General features: G+C 48.2%; 16 protein-coding genes, 2 tRNA genes and 2 rRNA genes. 6 read left to right on the forward strand and 14 right to left on the reverse strand.

All coding sequences use genetic code 11. The features are described 5' to 3' along the window. The 4 genes from METTU_RS13875 to METTU_RS13890 form a co-directional block, all read right to left on the reverse strand. Positions 1-1,227 carry a type II secretion system F family protein gene (locus tag METTU_RS13875; protein WP_006892357.1) on the reverse strand — a complete coding sequence of 409 codons (1,227 nt, stop codon included), beginning with the start codon at positions 1,225-1,227 and terminating at the stop codon, positions 1-3. Positions 1,228-1,257: 30 nt separating this feature from the next. Then, a complete protein-coding gene (locus tag METTU_RS13880) occupies positions 1,258-2,964 on the reverse strand; it encodes a GspE/PulE family protein (RefSeq protein WP_006892358.1) in 1,707 nt (568 codons plus the stop codon). A 321-nt stretch (positions 2,965-3,285) separates the two neighbouring features. After that, positions 3,286-4,938: a chaperonin GroEL gene (gene groL, locus METTU_RS13885; RefSeq protein WP_006892359.1), complete on the reverse strand. Its 1,653-nt coding sequence runs from the start codon at positions 4,936-4,938 to the stop codon at positions 3,286-3,288. Between the two features lie 47 nt (positions 4,939-4,985). Further along, positions 4,986-5,273, reverse strand: coding sequence for a co-chaperone GroES (locus METTU_RS13890; protein WP_006892360.1), 288 nt, complete (start codon positions 5,271-5,273; stop codon positions 4,986-4,988). Between the two features lie 148 nt (positions 5,274-5,421). On the opposite strand from METTU_RS13890, the gene METTU_RS13895 reads away from it, so the two are divergent. After that, on the forward strand, positions 5,422-6,168 hold the full coding sequence (locus METTU_RS13895; protein ID WP_006892361.1) for a HesA/MoeB/ThiF family protein: 747 nt from the start codon (positions 5,422-5,424) through the stop codon (positions 6,166-6,168). Between the two features lie 65 nt (positions 6,169-6,233). Here the strand turns inward: METTU_RS13895 and METTU_RS13900 are convergent, their stop codons facing one another. Continuing rightward, the gene (locus tag METTU_RS13900; RefSeq protein WP_006892362.1) at positions 6,234-6,440 is read right to left on the reverse strand and encodes a hypothetical protein; all 207 of its coding nucleotides are present in this window, start codon (positions 6,438-6,440) and stop codon (positions 6,234-6,236) included. 300 nt (positions 6,441-6,740) lie between these two features. Here METTU_RS13900 and pqqA point away from each other — a divergent pair, with 300 nt between their 5' ends. From pqqA to pqqE, 5 genes are all read left to right on the forward strand, one after another. Next, a complete protein-coding gene (gene pqqA, locus METTU_RS22565; RefSeq protein ID WP_006892363.1) occupies positions 6,741-6,815 on the forward strand; it encodes a pyrroloquinoline quinone precursor peptide PqqA in 75 nt (24 codons plus the stop codon). Between the two features lie 109 nt (positions 6,816-6,924). Then, positions 6,925-7,836: a pyrroloquinoline quinone biosynthesis protein PqqB gene (gene pqqB / locus METTU_RS13905; protein ID WP_006892364.1), complete on the forward strand. Its 912-nt coding sequence runs from the start codon at positions 6,925-6,927 to the stop codon at positions 7,834-7,836. 10 nt (positions 7,837-7,846) lie between these two features. After that, complete coding sequence (pqqC, locus tag METTU_RS13910) at positions 7,847-8,575, forward strand: pyrroloquinoline-quinone synthase PqqC (protein ID WP_006892365.1); 729 nt, start codon at positions 7,847-7,849, stop codon at positions 8,573-8,575. After that, on the forward strand, positions 8,572-8,844 hold the full coding sequence (gene pqqD / locus METTU_RS13915; protein ID WP_006892366.1) for a pyrroloquinoline quinone biosynthesis peptide chaperone PqqD: 273 nt from the start codon (positions 8,572-8,574) through the stop codon (positions 8,842-8,844). Before pqqC ends, pqqD begins: the two co-directional genes overlap by 4 nt. Further along, entirely contained in the window at positions 8,822-9,949 is a 1,128-nt protein-coding gene (gene pqqE / locus METTU_RS13920) for a pyrroloquinoline quinone biosynthesis protein PqqE (RefSeq protein WP_006892367.1), read from the forward strand. The genes pqqD and pqqE overlap by 23 nt, the downstream gene beginning before the upstream one ends. A 99-nt stretch (positions 9,950-10,048) precedes the next feature. Here pqqE and METTU_RS13925 read toward each other — a convergent pair whose 3' ends face one another. From METTU_RS13925 to METTU_RS13965, 9 genes are all read right to left on the reverse strand, one after another. Beyond that, positions 10,049-10,624: a UbiX family flavin prenyltransferase gene (locus tag METTU_RS13925; RefSeq protein WP_006892368.1), complete on the reverse strand. Its 576-nt coding sequence runs from the start codon at positions 10,622-10,624 to the stop codon at positions 10,049-10,051. A gap of 413 nt (positions 10,625-11,037) precedes the next feature. Further along, the gene (locus tag METTU_RS13930) at positions 11,038-12,921 is read right to left on the reverse strand and encodes an Hsp70 family protein (RefSeq protein WP_050897808.1); all 1,884 of its coding nucleotides are present in this window, start codon (positions 12,919-12,921) and stop codon (positions 11,038-11,040) included. 53 nt (positions 12,922-12,974) lie between these two features. Further along, on the reverse strand, positions 12,975-13,622 hold the full coding sequence (locus METTU_RS13935; RefSeq protein WP_006892370.1) for a DUF2760 domain-containing protein: 648 nt from the start codon (positions 13,620-13,622) through the stop codon (positions 12,975-12,977). Between the two features lie 21 nt (positions 13,623-13,643). Further along, on the reverse strand, positions 13,644-14,024 hold the full coding sequence (locus tag METTU_RS13940; protein ID WP_006892371.1) for a hypothetical protein: 381 nt from the start codon (positions 14,022-14,024) through the stop codon (positions 13,644-13,646). A gap of 100 nt (positions 14,025-14,124) precedes the next feature. Then, positions 14,125-14,316: a hypothetical protein gene (locus METTU_RS13945; protein ID WP_150107856.1), complete on the reverse strand. Its 192-nt coding sequence runs from the start codon at positions 14,314-14,316 to the stop codon at positions 14,125-14,127. A 162-nt stretch (positions 14,317-14,478) separates the two neighbouring features. Beyond that, positions 14,479-14,594 (reverse strand): 5S ribosomal RNA (rrf, locus tag METTU_RS13950). A gap of 197 nt (positions 14,595-14,791) precedes the next feature. Beyond that, positions 14,792-17,684: ribosomal RNA gene (locus tag METTU_RS13955) — 23S ribosomal RNA — on the reverse strand. Between the two features lie 342 nt (positions 17,685-18,026). After that, a tRNA-Ala gene (locus METTU_RS13960) sits at positions 18,027-18,102 on the reverse strand. A gap of 54 nt (positions 18,103-18,156) precedes the next feature. Continuing rightward, a tRNA-Ile gene (locus tag METTU_RS13965) sits at positions 18,157-18,233 on the reverse strand. Between the last annotated feature and the right edge of the window lie 35 nt (positions 18,234-18,268).

Consider the following 18,268-nt stretch of genomic DNA (forward strand, 5'->3'; position numbering starts at 1 on the left):
TCAGTTTTTATGCATCGACGCTTTACCAAGATCCCAAATTGGCAAGAAAATACCCAAGGCCAGAATAAGCACAAGTATGCCCAGAAACACAATCATAATCGGCTCGATTTTGGCGCCCAAGGTTTTAATTTCGTATTCAACATCGCGCTGATACATATCGGCAATTTCTTCCATCAAGTCATCTAATGCACCAGATTCTTCGCCAACAGCAATCATTTGTAGTACCAAGGGGTTAAAAACACCGGTATTGGTTGCTGTGCGCAAAATGGATTCGCCACGTTCAACACCGGCACGCATTTGTTCCACTTTTTGCGCAATAAAATCATTATCAACGGTTTGCGCCACCAGATTTAACGTGCTCATGATGGGTACGCCGCTTTTACTGGATAGGGCAAAACTCCTGGCAAAACGTGCCAAAGTTGCTTTATGAATAATGGGCCCGGCAATAGGGCTTCTTAATTTGAAGCTATCCCATTGATACCTGCCTTTGTCTGATGCGATATATGAGTGAAACATAAACGCACTCCCAACGAGACCGGACAACAAATAAGGCCACGAGGTCACCATAAAATCAGAACACGTCAATAAAATGCGTGTCATTAAAGGTAGCTCTGCTCCCAAACCTTGAAAGACTTTAGCGAATGCCGGGATAACGAATATGTTAATGACGACAACCGCCACGATCATCGCAATCATGACAAATGTAGGGTAGCGTAAAGCTGCTTTGATCTGCTCACCCATAAACTTTTCAAATTCAATGTGATCAAACAGACGCATAAATACTTTGTCCAGCATACCGGTGGTTTCGCCGACGCGTATCATACTGACATAAAAACCGTTAAACACTTTCGGGTGCAGGTTGAGCGCGGCGGACAATTCACGACCGCTATCAAGACTTGAGCAAATCTCGGAAATTACTTTGACCAATGCCTTGTTTTTGGTCGAGGACAGCAGCCCACTCAGAGCACTCATGATAGGAATACCCGCCTTGAGCAGGGTGTACATCTGCCGACTGAACATCATGACATCAATCGGCTCTATACGTTCTTCAAACAGATTAATGGACAGGTTGTTCGCGGAAGAAGGCGCCGAAGCGGGGAGAATTTCGACCGGGGTAATATCGATACCAAGCAGGTGCTTTGCCAGTGCGCTACGATCAAGGCTCTCCAAGACCCCTTTTACCAGCTCGCCCTTGTTGTTTCGGCCTTTGTATGAGAAAAATGGCATTTGTACTTTTAAGTGATTGGTTGATAGCAACTATTCTTCAAACTGATTGCTGATGCGCATGGCTTCTGCAACTGTAGTGCGCTTGGCAACGACCATCGCTACCGCATTACTGCGCAGGGTCTTTCCTGCCATTTGTTGGCGTGCCAGTTTGATAAAAACATGGGTGTCATGATTATTGGCCGCATCGGTAAGTTTGGTATTCATTTCCAGCAGCTCGTAAATACCGACACGGCCTTGATAGCCGGTGCCGTTACATTGGGTACAGCCCCTGCCCCGGACAAAGCTGTGCTGATCCAGGGTATCACCCAATTCAAGTTTGAGCCAGGTCTGTTCGAAGGGTTCCGGTATGGCCGGTTGGATGCAACTCGCGCAGACCACCCGCACCAGCCGCTGGGCAATGACTGCCAACAAGGACATGGCGACCATAAACCGGGGGACTCCCATATCAATCAGGCGAATTGGCGAACTGGCGGCATCGTTAGTATGCAGCGTTGATAACACTAAATGGCCGGTCATAGCGGCACGCAGGCCGATCTGCGCGGTTTCATGATCGCGCATTTCGCCGACCAGAACGATGTCCGGGTCCTGACGCAGGGCGGAGCGCAACACCCTGGCGAAGTCGAGATCGATCTTTTCGTTGACTTGCACCTGGTTAATACCGGGCAGACGGTATTCGACCGGGTCTTCCACGGTAATAATTTTGTTGGCGGTGGAGTTGAGTTCGCTGAGGGCGGCATAAAGAGTGGTGGTTTTTCCGCTGCCTGTTGGACCGGTAACCAATATCATGCCATCAGGACGATGCAACAGCTTGCGAAAACGCGCCAGCATCTCGGGCGGCATCCCCAGTTTTTCCAGAGAAAATCCTTCGCCATTTTGGATCAGTAAACGCATGACCACGGATTCGCCGTAGATAGTCGGCATGGTCGATATACGCACATCGACCGACTGTTGCCGCACTTTAATCTGAAAGCGACCATCCTGCGGTAAACGTTTTTCGGAGATGTCCAGGCCGGACATAAGCTTGAGTCGCAATACCAGCGCCGTGGCAATTTTCAAGTCGGCTTCAGTTAGCTGATGCAGTACGCCGTCAACGCGAAAACGGATATACAGTTTATGTTCTTGCGGTTCTATATGAATATCTGAAACCCGCACTTTTACCGCATCTTCGAATACTGATTTCAGCAGTTTTACAACGGGGGCATCGGCTGCATCGGCTGAAGTCAATAGTAAATTGAGATCGATATTGTCATCTTCCGACATATCGCTACGCAATTGCTCAGCCAGATTATCGATTTCATCAGTACGGCGATAGGACTGATCAATCGCCAATAACAAATCCGACTCTCTGACTACGACAGGGCGGATGGTTTTTTTCAAAACACGCGTTAATTCATCCAGTCCCATCAAGTCGGTAGGGTCCGCCATCGCCAACAGGACATCGAATTCATTATATTCCAGCAGCAAGACACGGAAACGTCGCGCTAATGCCTCAGACAATCGTTTGATGATTTCAGGCTTGCGGGGATATTGTGAAATATCCAAAAACGGGATTTTTAATTGCTGTGACAGGAAATTAAGCAGCTCTGTTTCATTAACAAAGTTTAAATTGATCAGGGTGCGCCCCAGCTGTCTCCCGGTTTTCTTTTGTTCGGCGAGTGCCGATACGAGTTGTTCCTGAGTGATAATCTGGTTTTGAACCAGCAGGTCGCCGATACGAATTTTTCTGGTAATATCCATGGAGTAGTTATTAGTTACTATAGTCAGCTGTTAAGTCGAGTCAAATGCGCTTAGTCTGGCTATTTGCTCTAAAAATCATTTCCGGGACGGTTGCTCAGGTTTTACCGACCGCTTTACGGTTTTGGTTGTTTTAATTTAGCACAGTCTAAAATAAATACCGATAACTTCCAGATCGAAGTGCAAAAAGGCTGACTCCTGATGGCTTGGTCAATTAATACCCCCATGAGCATCAGCTGCTGCAATAAAAAAAGCCCCGGCTGTTTCAAAGAACAACCGGGGCTTTCATTTTACTTAAAGCGACGGGGCTTTAAGACAGCAAGATTACATCATGCCGCCCATGCCACCCATACCGCCCATGCCGCCCATATCATGGCCGCCATGACCGCCTTTATCTTCGCTAGGCGCATCGGCAATCATCACTTCGGTAGTCAGCATCAAGCCGGCAACAGAGGCTGCATTTTGCAGTGCAGTACGGGTCACTTTCGCAGGGTCTAAAATCCCCATTTCGATCATGTCGCCGTATTGGCCGGTTGCCGCGTTGTAACCAAAGTTACCTTTGCCTTTTTGCACTTCGTTGAAAACCACTGAAGGCTCGTCGCCAGCGTTGGAAACGATTTGACGTAGAGGCTCTTCCATTGCACGACGCAGAATGTTGATACCGACTGTTTGGTCGTGGTTAATGCCTTCCAGTTTATCAAGAGCAGAAATAGCGCGAACCAGAGCAGAACCGCCGCCTGCAACAACGCCTTCTTCAACCGCTGCGCGTGTTGAATGCAATGCATCTTCAACGCGAGCTTTCTTTTCTTTCATCTCGATTTCAGTTGCAGCGCCCACTTTAATGACAGCAACACCGCCCGCTAATTTAGCCAGACGCTCTTGCAGTTTTTCTTTGTCATAGTCGGAAGTTGCTTCGTCCGCTTGTGCGCGAATTTGTGCAACACGGTTTTTGATTTGCTCTTCAGAACCCGCGCCATCAATGATGGTGGTGTTTTCTTTAGTAATTTGTACTTTTTTAGCTGTACCCAGTTGTGACAATTCAGCTTTTTCCAGACTCAAACCAACTTCTTCGGAAATAACCACGCCGCCTGTCAGTACCGCGATGTCTTCCAACATGGCTTTACGACGATCGCCGAAACCAGGCGCTTTAACAGCTGCAACTTTAACAATGCCGCGAATGGTGTTAACAACCAAAGTTGCCAATGCTTCGCCTTCGACATCTTCAGCAACGATCAATAAAGGACGACCGGCTTTAGCAACACCTTCCAATGTTGGCAGCATGTCGCGAATATTGGAGATTTTTTTGTCGTAAATCAGAATCAATGGATCGTCTAATTCGACGCTCATGTTTTCTTGTTTGTTGATGAAGTAAGGTGACAAGTAGCCGCGGTCAAACTGCATACCTTCAACCACGTCCAATGAGTTATCTAAGCCTGTGCCTTCTTCAACAGTAATAACGCCTTCTTTACCGACTTTTTCCATGGCTTCTGCAATGATTTGGCCGACAGACTCATCAGAGTTTGCAGAGATAGTACCAACTTGAGCAATCGCTTTGTTATCGGTACAAGGGGTTGCAGAGGCAACAATGGCTTCAACGGCTTTAATAACGGCTAAATCAATACCGCGTTTTAAGTCCATTGGGTTCATGCCAGCAGCAACAGCTTTCAAGCCTTCGTTGACGATAGATTGCGCCAATACGGTTGCAGTCGTAGTACCGTCACCGGCCACGTCAGAAGTATGCGAAGCCACTTCTTTAACCATCTGTGCGCCCATGTTTTCGAATTTGTCTTTTAATTCGATTTCTTTAGCAACCGATACACCGTCTTTAGTGATGGTTGGAGCGCCGAAGCTTTTGTCCAGAATCGCATTACGGCCTTTAGGACCTAAAGTCACCTTTACCGCGTTTGCTAAAATATTTACACCGCGCGCCATACGGACACGAGCGTCATCACCAAATAATACGTCTTTTGCTGCCATTTTTATTCCTTTCTAACTTGTATGTGAATGTGATTGACGTGTTAGGCTTAACCTAAAACACCCATGATGTCTTCTTCACGCATAACGATGAGGTCGTCGCCGTCAACTTTAACTTCGTTGCCGGAATATTTGCCAAACAGCACTTTATCGCCAACTTTAACTTCCAGTGCGCGTACTGTGCCATTGTCCAGTTGTTTGCCACTACCTACCGCCAAAATCACACCTTGGCTTGGTTTTTCAGCAGCGGAACCTGGCAGTAAAATACCACCGGCAGTTGTCGTTTCTTCTTCAACACGTTTGACTATCACTCTGTCGTGTAACGGACGTATTTTCATCAATATCTCCTAAACATTAAAATTACAGGTTAAATTCAGTTTTAGATTTTAGCACTCACTAGTAGAGAGTGCCAACAATAATCAGTTTTTGCAGTCTCCCCCGTTCTTTGGCATTATCCCTCATCACAATACAGCAACAACATGACTTATGAATGACAACCAACTACTACGCTATAGCCGCCAAATCATGCTCCCTCAGGTCGATATTGAGGGACAACAAAAACTTCTCGCTGCCAGCGTACTGATTGTCGGCGCCGGGGGACTTGGCTCCCCGGCCGCTATTTATCTTGCTGCGGCCGGTGTCGGCAATATCGCCATTTACGATAATGACGTCGTGGACTTATCCAATTTGCAAAGGCAGATTGCTCATCACACCCCCGATATTGGGACTGATAAAGTTATTTCAACCCGTCAAACGCTTAACCGGCTAAATCCCGAGGTCAAGATCAGAGCGGTCAAACAAAGGCTGGAAGGTGAACAGCTTGATTACGAAGTGAGACTGGCGGACGTGGTTTTGGACTGTAGCGATAATTTCTCAACGCGCTTTGCGATCAATAGCGCCTGCGTCAAACAGCAAACGCCGCTGGTTTCAGGGGCGGCGATTCGCTTTGAAGGCCAGGTGACTGTGTTTACACCCGGCAAAAATAACAGCCCGTGCTACAACTGCCTATACAACAGCGATGGCGAAGAATTGCAAAATTGCGCTACAAACGGCGTCATAGCGCCTATTACCGGCATAGTCGGCAGTATTCAGGCACTGGAAACGATGAAACTGATCATAAATATCGGGGAAGCGTTAACCGGACGGTTACTGCTGTTGGACGGATTAACAATGGAATGGAATACGATGAAACTGCGAAAAAACGCTAACTGCCCGACCTGCGGCGGTTTATAGACCGGCTGGCATGAGAAGTTTCCAGGCGAATAAAATCGCCTGGAAACTCATCAACAAACACATTGTTACTTTTTAGCGAACTTATCCTGAACGAATTTAATCGCTTTTTCTGCAAAATCATTCACCGCCGACGGACTATCGCCATGCGGTTCAATTTCACCGAAGGGTTTGCCGCTTTCTTTGGTAAATCTGTAAATAAAATAACCTAATGGTGCAAACGCAAACGCAGCAATAAGTATCATAATAAAAAACAACTCAGTAACTCCACCCATGACCCCTCCTCATATTTATATATGTGTATTATTATTTTTAAGGTGAAATAAGATAATACTCCCTTCCAGCCCAAAAAAACATCTTTCGCAACCTATCTAAACATCTTGTAATTTAACCGGTTATCATCGATTTTCTTATCCCGGCCTTGTCGCTAAACCACCTAGTAACCGTATGGAAAACAAGGGTTGTCGGCTTGCGGCGATGTCAAAAGTTGCGTAAAAAAATTGTTCGTCGTATACTTCAAAACAGCTTACTTGATCAAGCTAGCATAATAATTTAAACACTTCTGGAGGTTTACGATGAAATGGGAAACACCAAGCTACACAGACCTGCGTTTCGGTTTTGAAGTAACAATGTATATCTACAATCGTTAATTCGATTTGGATCAAAAAGGGGCTCGTCAAGAGCCCCTTTTTTTTGCCTGATACCTTTTATTCCCGTATCATTTAATCCTTATTCCCCATTTAAGTTACCTCCCAAACTATGAAGATCAGAGTTCTCGGTTCAGGTGCAGGCGGCGGTTTTCCTCAATGGAACTGCAACTGCCATAATTGCCACCGCTTGCGGCACAAGGAAATGAACGGCAAAGCCCGTACCCAGTCATCCATTGCGGTAAGTACCGACAATAAAAACTGGTTGCTGTTTAACACCTCCCCCGATATTCGCGCGCAACTGGAAGCCTTTCCCGCTATCCAGCCTAAAGAAGGCGTTCGCGATACCGGCATTAAAGCGATCATGCTGATCGACAGCCAGATCGACCATACCACGGGCTTGCTGATGCTGCGGGAAGGCAAACCGCTGGACGTTTACTGCACGGAAATGGTCAAGCAAGACCTGACCACCGGCTTCCCTTTATTCAACATGCTGGCAGATTACTGCACCGTCAATCATCACCCGATTCCTTTCGATGGCAGCAGTTTTACCATTCCCGGCATTGATGATTTACGTTTTTATACCCAAGCCTTAAAAAGCAAGGCGCCGCCTTATTCTCCGCATCGGCATGATCCGCATGACGGCGACAATATCGGCGTCATCATCGAACAAATTTCTACCGGCAAAAAGGTGTTTTATTCCCCCGGTCTGGGCGAAATAGAACCGCATGTCATGGCGGCCATGCAAACCGTTGATTGTTTGCTGGTAGACGGCACTTTCTGGACCAATGACGAAATGTGTACGCAAAATATCAGCCATAAAAAAGCCCGCGAAATCGGCCATTTGCCTCAATCCGGCGAAGGCGGCATGATAGAAGTTTTAAGCGGCGTTGCCAAAGCCCGCAAGATATTGATCCATATCAACAACACCAATCCGATTTTAGATGACGATTCCGAACAGCGTAAAATACTCGACGCCGCCGGCATTGAAGTCTCCTACGACGGTTTGGAAATCGACTTATAAAGGATACACCATGAGCAGCGATAATAAAGCCTGGACCAAAGAACAGTTTGAAGCCGAACTACGCGGCATGGAAAGCCATTACCACATTCATCATCCTTACCATACCCTGATGAACGAAGGTAAACTGACCAAAGCCCAGTTGCAGGGCTGGGTCGCCAACCGCTTTTATTATCAGGTCTGCATCCCCATTAAAGACGCCAACATCCTGGCCAACTGCCCGGATCGCGAAACTCGCGCAAAATGGATACAGCGGATCATGGATCACGACGGTCACCCCGGCGATCCGGGCGGCATTGAGGCTTGGATACAGCTAGGCATCGCAGTCGGCTTGACGCGCGAAGACATTACCTCATTGAAATATGTGTTGCCGGGCGTGCGTTTCGCAGTCGATGCTTATGTTAATTTTGCCCGCCGGGCGGAATGGCACGAAGCGGCAAGCTCCTCGTTAACAGAACTGTTCGCCCCGAAAATTCATCAGCAGCGTCTGGACAACTGGCCGGAACACTACCCTTGGGTGGACCAGGAAGGCTATATCTATTTCCGCAAACGCCTGACCGAAGCGCGACGCGATGTCGAACACGGCTTGGCGATTACATTGGATTGGTATAAAACCCGCGAACAACAAGAGCGCATGATTCAAATCCTGAAATTCAAACTGGATGTGCTGTGGACAATGGCGGATGCGATGTACATGGCTTATATTCACGAAATGCCGCCTTATTTTAATATTGAAAAATGAGCATTAATCCAGATCAAACCATCAAATTTTCCCCTATGCACCGTTTGCAGTGGGAAGAAGTACAACAGAAAGATGTTATTCTCTATCCAGAAGGCATGGTAGAGCTTAACCAAAGCTCTGCGGAAATCCTGAAGATGTGCGACGGCACCCGCAACCTTGCCCAAATCGTCAGCGATCTGGAACAGAAATTTGCAACAACCGGTCTCGTTAATGACATTACCGCTTTCTTGGAGGACGCTTTAAAAAATGGCTGGATCCAACAAAACTAACATCACCCCGCCGCGCTGGCTGCTGGCGGAACTGACTTACGCCTGCCCGCTACAGTGCCCTTACTGCTCCAACCCGATTGACTATGCGACATATCAATCCGAGCTGGACACCGAGGACTGGAAGCGCGTACTCACGCAAGCCCGCAAAATGGGCGCAGTGCAATTGGGTTTTTCCGGCGGTGAACCGTTAACCCGCAAGGATCTGCCTGAACTGGTTAAACATGCCAGAGATCTGGGGTACTACTCCAACCTGATCACCTCCGGTTATGGACTGACTGAAGAAAAAATCGTCCAACTCAAGGAAGCGGGACTGGATCATATTCAAGTCAGTATTCAAGCCAGCAGCCAGGAACTGAACGACCATATCGCCGGTACTGCATCATTCCAGCACAAAAAAGAAGTCGCACATCTGGTCAAAAAACACGGCTATCCGATGGTGCTGTGCGTGGTCATACACCGGGAAAACATCCACCAGATGCCGGAAATACTGGCAATGGCTGAAGAGCTCGGCGCTGATTACCTGGAACTGGCGAACACCCAATATTACGGCTGGGCACATGCCAACCGCGATTTATTGCTGCCTACCAAAGAACAATTCGAACAGGCGGAGCAAATCGCCCAGGCTTTTAAAGAAAAAGTCGCCGGTAAAATGAAAATTTATTATGTAGTGCCTGACTTTTATGAAGACAGGCCCAAAGCCTGCATGAACGGCTGGGGAACAACATTCTTAACCATCGCGCCGGACGGAGTAGCCCTGCCGTGCCATTCCGCCCGCGAACTGCCGGGACTGGATTGCCCCAATGTAAAAGACTACAGCATTGAGCAAATCTGGAACGAGTCGAAAGCTTTCAACTTTTTCCGCGGATTTGAATGGATGAAAGAGCCGTGCAGCAGCTGCGATGAGAAAGAAAAAGATTTCGGCGGCTGCCGTTGCCAAGCTTATTTATTAAGCGGCGACATGTATGCTGCCGATCCGGTGTGCAGCAAATCGCCTAATCACTCTGTTATTCAGGAAGCGATAGATTCAGCGAAAGCAAGCGCCTTAGCTGACAATGAAAAACCGCTGATTTTCCGTAACAGCAAAAACTCGCGACGGTTGTCTTAAGGCGGCATCGAGTAAAGAACACGATTTTTTTACCGCGAAGACACGAAGAAAAAAATGAACTTCGCGCCTTCGTGGTAAATAATTTATCCTCTTAAGCCGCTACAACCCCTCCCAAGGCGTGTACAAGCCTTCGACATTAACCCCAAACATATCCAAAACCCGGCCAACGGTTTCATCGACCATTGCCGCCAGCGAATCCGATTTACTGTAAAAAGCAGGCATCGGCGGAAAAATGATGCCGCCCATTTCCGTCACACTCGCCATGTTACGGATATGCACCAGGTTTAACGGTGTTTCGCGGGGCATAACCACCAAGCGCCGCCGCTCTTTTAACACCACGTCAGCCGACCGCGAAATCAGGTTGTCGCCAAAACCGTGCGCAACCGCCGATAAGGTTTTCATAGAACACGGCGCAATAATCATCCCTTCTGTTTTAAAGCCGCCACTGGAAATACTGGCGGCAATATCATCGATACCGTGAGTCACATCGGCCAGCTCGAACAGTTCAGCGCGCTTCATGCCCATTTCGTGCTTTAAATTCACCAAACCGGCCGAAGAAATAACCAAATGTGTTTCCCATTGTTCCTGCGCCTGCAAAACTTGCAGCATCCTTACGCCATAAACCGCGCCGGTCGCACCGGTCATGGCTATGATTAATCGTTTTTTTTGATTCATTTATATTTAAGATGCTGATTTTATATTGAAAATAATAATGGAACGCAGATACCGCTGATAAATATGATGAACGCAGATAATTCAAAAAAATCGTAATAGCCCACACTATTTACCTACACCAATGTAGGTAAAGCCAACTTTGATGAGTTCAAAGCTAGCTTTGAACCTTATGATTTTCTCATCACACGTCAAAATTCGGCACCTTTGCCCCCTCTCCTGCTGAACGACTGCATGGATGCAGGAGGTAAACGCAGGAGCGGTTGCCGAGATAATTGAGGTGAGGAGATTCAAAAAACGAATTTTAAAGTGCAATCAATATACTGCATGTTTTGTGAACCGCAGGGCTAGAGGTGGGCAGTTACTTAATCATAATCATCCGCGTCATCTGCGTTCTATCCTCTAACTGAGCAGCGCTAATTCCCAGCCCTGACATCAAACTCGATTTTCCAGCGACCATGGTCTTTTTGTGAAACAGCTTGCAGTTCCAGCGTACCCACTTCAGTTACGGCGGCGCACAGATGCACCGGCACGACTTCACCGGGCCTGCGGCCTTCCTCCGACAAGGTAATCTCAATCTCATCCAGTTCGTCAAGCTCTTCGTCAGTCCAGTAATCCAGACGGGCTCCGACTTTATCTTCGCGCCGGGTATGGGAGGCGAAAAAGCGAAACCGTACCGGCTCCCCGATCACCAAACCGAACTCATCATCCGGCAATTCTTGTTGGGTACCCTCTTCCATGCCAAACGGGGCAATGCACAAAGCCTGAATTTCCGGCGTCATACCGGGCACTGCGGGCATAGCGCTTTCTATGCCGACATAATAAGAGGCTGCCGTGCCGCCTTTGATACGTACACCCTTGCCTTTGCGAACATAGCCATAGTAAGCAGCGCCACGGGCAACTGCCAGGTCAAGATCGGCGCCAGTCAATAATCGAGCTCCGGGGGCTTGCTCCGCTCTCAACCATGAATTTAAAACATCCATTAAACGCTCAGCCAAGACACCGGCTTTTAACACGCCGCCGTTAAATAACACTGCAGTGGGATGCAGGAAACTTGCGTGTTCCGGCAGATTAATGTCTTTAAGCTCATCCGTAGCACCTTGTTGTTTGGCCAGGAACGCCGCCAGATGGCGAGTAATGGCCGCATCCTGAGCATAAGGCAAACCTGCGGTTCTTAAACCGGTGCGGGGACGACTTACCGGTCTGTCACCAACTGCCACTTGAGGCAGAAAACCTTCGACCAATACACGATTGACTTCTTCACGGGTTAATTCGGTGCGCAGTGTGCCGGCGATCAGGGAAGAACCTCGGCTTGCAACCACTAGCGGAATATTATCAATTTCGAAATTATTGAAGATTTTTTCCTTGGCATCACGGCAACTGTGAGTCAAAGCCTGAACCTGCCAAGGCTCCAAGCGTTTTCCGTCTTTCTCAAGCTTGGCTTTAACCGTATAGGCCAAAGCCAAATCCATATTATCGCCACCCAACAGAATATGATCACCAACCGCCACCCGGGTCAGTTCGAGATTGCCGTCTTTTTCAGTGACCGCTATCAATGATAAGTCGGTAGTGCCGCCGCCAATATCTATCACCAAAATGATGTCGCCCACCTCGGCATGTTTGCGCCAGTCGCCGTGACTTTTCTCTATCCAGCTGTATAACGCGGCCTGCGGTTCTTCCAGAAGAATTGCCTGACCGAGACCCACGGCGCGCGCTGCTTCAACCGTCAATTCCCGTGCAGCCGGATCGAATGAGGCCGGCACGGTAATAACAACATCCTGTTGATCCAGCGGCGCATGTGGATGCAGGCTTTGCCAAGCATCACGCAGATGTTGCAGATAAGCGGTAGTTGCCAGAAATGGCGAGACGCGTTTAACCTCGTCGGGAGCTTCAGCAGGCAACACGGCTGCTTTACAATCCACGCCGGCATGACACAACCAGCTTTTAGCGCTTGATACCAACCGTATCGGAGTTTTGCTGCCCAGATTACGGGCTATTTCGCCGACCAGATAATCCGGTTTTGCAGCCCAAGGTAACGAGGTCGAGTCTTCTGCAAGCTCTGCTTCGTGAGCCAGATATAAAAATGACGGCAACTGCTGCTTTTCCTCAACCGAACCAGGGGATATCAGTTGCGGTATAGCCATGACTTGAGGCGAAAACGCCTCATCGTCGATATTATCAAGATCGGCATAAGACAAAACGCAATGTGTCGTCCCCAAATCAATACCGACAGAAAACCGTGTTCCATTCTGCGGATATTCAGCTGTAATTCGTTGATCGGTTGGATTTTCTGCCTCCATCACAGCCGCGTCTTCTGTAACCTTTTCCGGTTGTATCTGATCGGACAAATCACTCATAACTCAACCTCTGCCGGCGCAACAATAGCCGCATTATGCCCTGCCGTCAGTTTGGGCAGTCTGATACCGGTAACTTGCCAGCCCTTATGAACCAGTGTGCCGGTAAACGGCGCAGCACCGACAATATTGCCGGTTAAACGCACAGCCGCGGCGTCAAACCCCTGCGGCAAAGTGATTTTACTGCCTTCCTGCTCGTTGCGGACGGCGGCTAAAGTAAAGTGCTCATTAATTGCCTTATTGCATCCTTCATGTACGACACGGGCAGCAACACCAATATCGGCATCGCTGAAAGCTGCAATATCTTCTTTAATAAAATCGATAAAGCGCGCTTCTTTTTGCAGCAAACCCAGTAATTGCAAAGCAGCATCGGGGGTTGCCTCTTTTAATACAACGGGTTCCGGTGCGGGCGCATGGACAAGCTTTTCAACCTCAACGATTTTCTCGACAATTTTTACTACCGGTTCAGGCGTTGGCGCAGTTTGTTGAATAGTCGATTTTTTTTTGCAACGAATCCGGCTGATCACCACCGACAGCAACAACACGATTAGAATCAGCGATAACAGGGCGACAGTGCCCGCCAAGCAAACATGCCATAAATCGAATGTGGTGGGTTTCAAGGATAAATCGATTGCATAAGTATTCATTATACGAGGCTCTTTTAGTTATTATTGTTGACCGGATTTGCGGGCGGCTTCACCAAACATCATACCTTGCAAAACATTACGAGTAGTTTGCATGCGCATCTGTTTTAAATGTCGGTCAGCAATGATACCAGGCACTTTTTCAGCAAGATAAACTTCACGCATTTGGGATAAAACTGACTCACATTGCTTCATAATCTCTTCTGTTGCTTGGCGACTCTCCTGTTCCTGATGAGCGGTTTTTTGCATTTCATCCGAGACACACTTTTTATATTGATATTTGGCATCCTGAATTTTCTTAATTGTGGCATCAGACAAAGTAGTGTTATGCCATTCATTTTTAGCGTCATCAGCAAAAGCTGTTGCTGCCGACAATAAAACAGTTAAGAAAAGAATCTTTTTCATGGTGTTTCTCGGTAGTGTTAATGGGATTTTATCGCTTGATTTTACGCGAACTGGTCAAAAATAAATAACATTTGTCAATCACATAAAAAATACCTGATGCTTAAACTCTATAGTCATAAATATTAATAATGCGCCCATTTTTTAAACTTTCAAGGGCATGAATGCTTATATCACTGTTTTTTGCATGCCCTGCTGCACCTACACAGCCCGATAATCCAATCATGTGTATTCTTCCGGCAACATGCTGTTCAAATCCCACCCAATCTTCAGAAAGCAAAGTGGCATTATTCAACCGGTCTTTTCCGATAACCCAATCGATCAACGGGGTAGTTGGGTCATGATTCCTGCTGATTGCCACACCGCTGTAAAACTAATGTCGCCGTTATACCCGGCATTGGCCTAAATTCAGGCAAAAAAAAACCCAAGCGTTTAGGCTTGGGTTTTTAATTTAAGAGCTTGGCAATTCCCTACTTTCGCATGGCAAACTGCCACACTATCATCGGCGCTAAACGGTTTCACTTCCGAGTTCGGGATGGGATCGGGTGGTTCACGTTCGCTATGGTCACCAAGCAAACTGGTGTGGTCGGTTGGCTTCTTCAGCGTTTGGCTGGGGTTGCTTAATCGACCGTCTTCACTGGGCAGCTTGCTGCCGAGTGTTGGAAATCTGTAACGTCTCTCTTTAATCTTTACGGTTCATTTGCGATTATTCAGCTGTGACTAAGTTTTACGCTTAGCTATAACACATCCTCAAACTGATTGGGTGTTATATGGTCAAGCCTCACGGGCAATTAGTACACGTTAGCTTCACACATTACTGCGCTTCCACACCGTGCCTATCAACGTCGTAGTCTCCGACGGCCCTTCAGGGGACTTATAGTCCCAGTGAGATCTCATCTTGGGAGGGGCTTCCCGCTTAGATGCTTTCAGCGGTTATCCTGTCCGAACATAGCTACCCGGCAATGCCACTGGCGTGACAACCGGAACACCAGAGGTTCGTCCACTCCGGTCCTCTCGTACTAGGAGCAGCTTCCCTCAAATCTCAAACGCCCACGGCAGATAGGGACCGAACTGTCTCACGACGTTCTGAACCCAGCTCGCGTACCACTTTAAATGGCGAACAGCCATACCCTTGGGACCTGCTTCAGCCCCAGGATGTGATGAGCCGACATCGAGGTGCCAAACACCGCCGTCGATATGAACTCTTGGGCGGTATCAGCCTGTTATCCCCGGAGTACCTTTTATCCGTTGAGCGATGGCCCTTCCATACAGAACCACCGGATCACTATGACCTACTTTCGTACCTGCTCGACTTGTCCGTCTCGCAGTCAAGCACCCTTATGCCATTGCACTCATCGCCTGATTTCCGACCAGGCTGAGGGTACCTTCGTGCTCCTCCGTTACTCTTTAGGAGGAGACCGCCCCAGTCAAACTACCCACCATACACTGTCCCCAATCCGGATAACGGACCTAGGTTAGAACTTCGAACATACCAGGGTGGTATTTCAAGGTTGGCTCCACAAGAACTGGCGTTCCTGCTTCGAAGCCTCCCACCTATCCTACACAAATAGGTTCAAAGTCCAGTGCAAAGCTATAGTAAAGGTTCACGGGGTCTTTCCGTCTAGCCGCGGGTATACGGCATCTTCACCGCAATTTCAATTTCACTGAGTCTCGGCTGGAGACAGTGTGGCCATCGTTACGCCATTCGTGCAGGTCGGAACTTACCCGACAAGGAATTTCGCTACCTTAGGACCGTTATAGTTACGGCCGCCGTTTACTGGGGCTTCGATCAAGAGCTTCTCCGAAGATAACCCCATCAATTAACCTTCCAGCACCGGGCAGGCGTCACACCCTATACTTCCTCTTTCGAGTTTGCAGAGTGCTATGTTTTTGCTAAACAGTCGCAGCCACCAATTTATTGCAACCCCTTTCAACTCCAGCAGCAAGTGCCTTCACCTACTCGGGGTGTACCTTCTCCCGAAGTTACGGTACCATTTTGCCTAGTTCCTTCAGCCGAGTTCTCTCAAGCGCCTTAGAATTCTCATCCCATCCACCTGTGTCGGTTTGGGGTACGGCCACTTGTAACCTGAAGCTTAGAGGTTTTTCTTGGAAGCATGGCATCAATCACTTCGTCGCTCCGAAGAGCAACTCGTCATCACGCCTCAGAATATAGGTTCCCGGATTTGCCTAAGAACCCTCCCTACTCGCTTAAACTGCCTATTCCAACAGACAGCTGACCTAGCCTTCTCCGTCACCCCATCGCAGTTACAACTGGTGCAGGAATATTAGCCTGCTTTCCATCGACTACGCCTTTCGGCCTCGCCTTAGGTACCGACTAGCCCTGCGTCGATTAGCGTTGCGCAGGAAACCTTGGATTTTCGGCGTGGGGGTTTTTCACCCCCATTATCGTTACTCATGTCAGCATTCGCACTTCTGATACCTCCAGCAAACTTCTCAGTTCACCTTCGCAGGCGTACAGAACGCTCCTCTACCGCCACACTAAAAGTGTGACCCGTAGCTTCGGTACTATGCTTAGCCCCGGTAAATCTTCCGCGCAGGCCGACTCGACCAGTGAGCTATTACGCTTTCTTTAAAGGATGGCTGCTTCTAAGCCAACCTCCTGGCTGTCTGTGCCTTCCCACATCGTTTCCCACTGAGCATAGATTTTGGGACCTTAGCTGACGGTCTGGGCTGTTTCCCTTTCCACGGCGGACCTTATCACCCGCCGTGTGTCTCCCGTGCTCAAACTTGTTGGTATTCGGAGTTTGCATCGGGTTGGTAAGTCGAGATGACCCCCTAGCCGAAACAGTGCTCTACCCCCAACAGTTATACACGAGGCGCTACCTAAATAGCTTTCGAGGAGAACCAGCTATCTCCGAGCTTGATTAGCCTTTCACTCCGATCCACAGCTCATCCCCGCATTTTTCAACATACGTGGGTTCGGCCCTCCAGTAAGTATTACCCCACCTTCAGCCTGGCCATGGATAGATCGCCCGGTTTCGGGTCTAATCCCAGCGACTAAACGCCCTATTAAGACTCGCTTTCGCTACGCCTCCCCTATTCGGTTAAGCTTGCCACTGAGATTAAGTCGCTGACCCATTATACAAAAGGTACGCAGTCACGGAACAAGTCCGCTCCTACTGCTTGTACGCATACGGTTTCAGGATCTATTTCACTCCCCTCTCCGGGGTTCTTTTCGCCTTTCCCTCACGGTACTGGTTCACTATCGGTCAGTAAGGAGTATTTAGCCTTGGAGGATGGTCCCCCCATGTTCAGTCAAAGTTTCACGTGCTCCGACCTACTCGATTTCACTGCACAGCGTTTTCGTGTACGGGGCTATCACCCTGTATCGCCAGACTTTCCAGACTGTTCCACTAACAACTGTACAACTTAAGGGCTAATCCCCGTTCGCTCGCCGCTACTAAGGGAATCTCGGTTGATTTCTTTTCCTCTGGGTACTTAGATGTTTCAGTTCCCCAGGTTCGCTCAATACAGCTATGTATTCACTGTACTGTGACCCGCTGATGCGGGCCGGGTTTCCCCATTCGGAAATTCTCGGATCAAAGTTAGTTTGCAAACTCCCCGAGACTTATCGCATGCTACAACGTCCTTCATCGCCTCTCACTGCCTAGGCATCCACCGTATGCGCTTATTCACTTGACCATATAACCCCAATAAGTCTGCTTTTTCGCTATTGGTTACAATAGTTAATAAAGAGCTGTTTTGTGTTATATCGATCAGCTTTCTTAATCGCTTTTTTCTGCTTTTGAGAACTCATTCTTGTTTACCTTGACGTTGAGTGTTAGGCTAGACCCGCTTACGCCGGTTTCGCTTGACCTTCTCGGTGTCGGTTCACTTGAACTCGTTTAGTAAGCTCATGGTTTTATTCCATGAAGTTACTTTGTTACAGATTTCCAAATTGTTAAAGAGCTATTAATGCATGTAATGCACCAATTCTATAAGGTCTCTGACGATTCTTCGTTCAGAATCGAGACGTTATAGAATTGGTGGAGCTAAGCGGGATCGAACCGCTGACCCCCTGCGTGCAAGGCAGGTGCTCTCCCAGCTGAGCTATAGCCCCAGTGTTTCTTGCTTAAGTCCCCTAGGCCACATCACGTTTACCATCACGGCAAGGTGGTGGGCCTGGGTGGACTCGAACCACCGACCTCACCCTTATCAGGGGTGCGCTCTAACCAACTGAGCTACAGGCCCTAGGCTCATACTGCGTTTGATCAAAATAATTTGTT

Origin of the sequence: Methylobacter tundripaludum SV96 (assembly GCF_000190755.2) — a bacterium.
Classification (GTDB): domain Bacteria; phylum Pseudomonadota; class Gammaproteobacteria; order Methylococcales; family Methylomonadaceae; genus Methylobacter_A; species Methylobacter_A tundripaludum.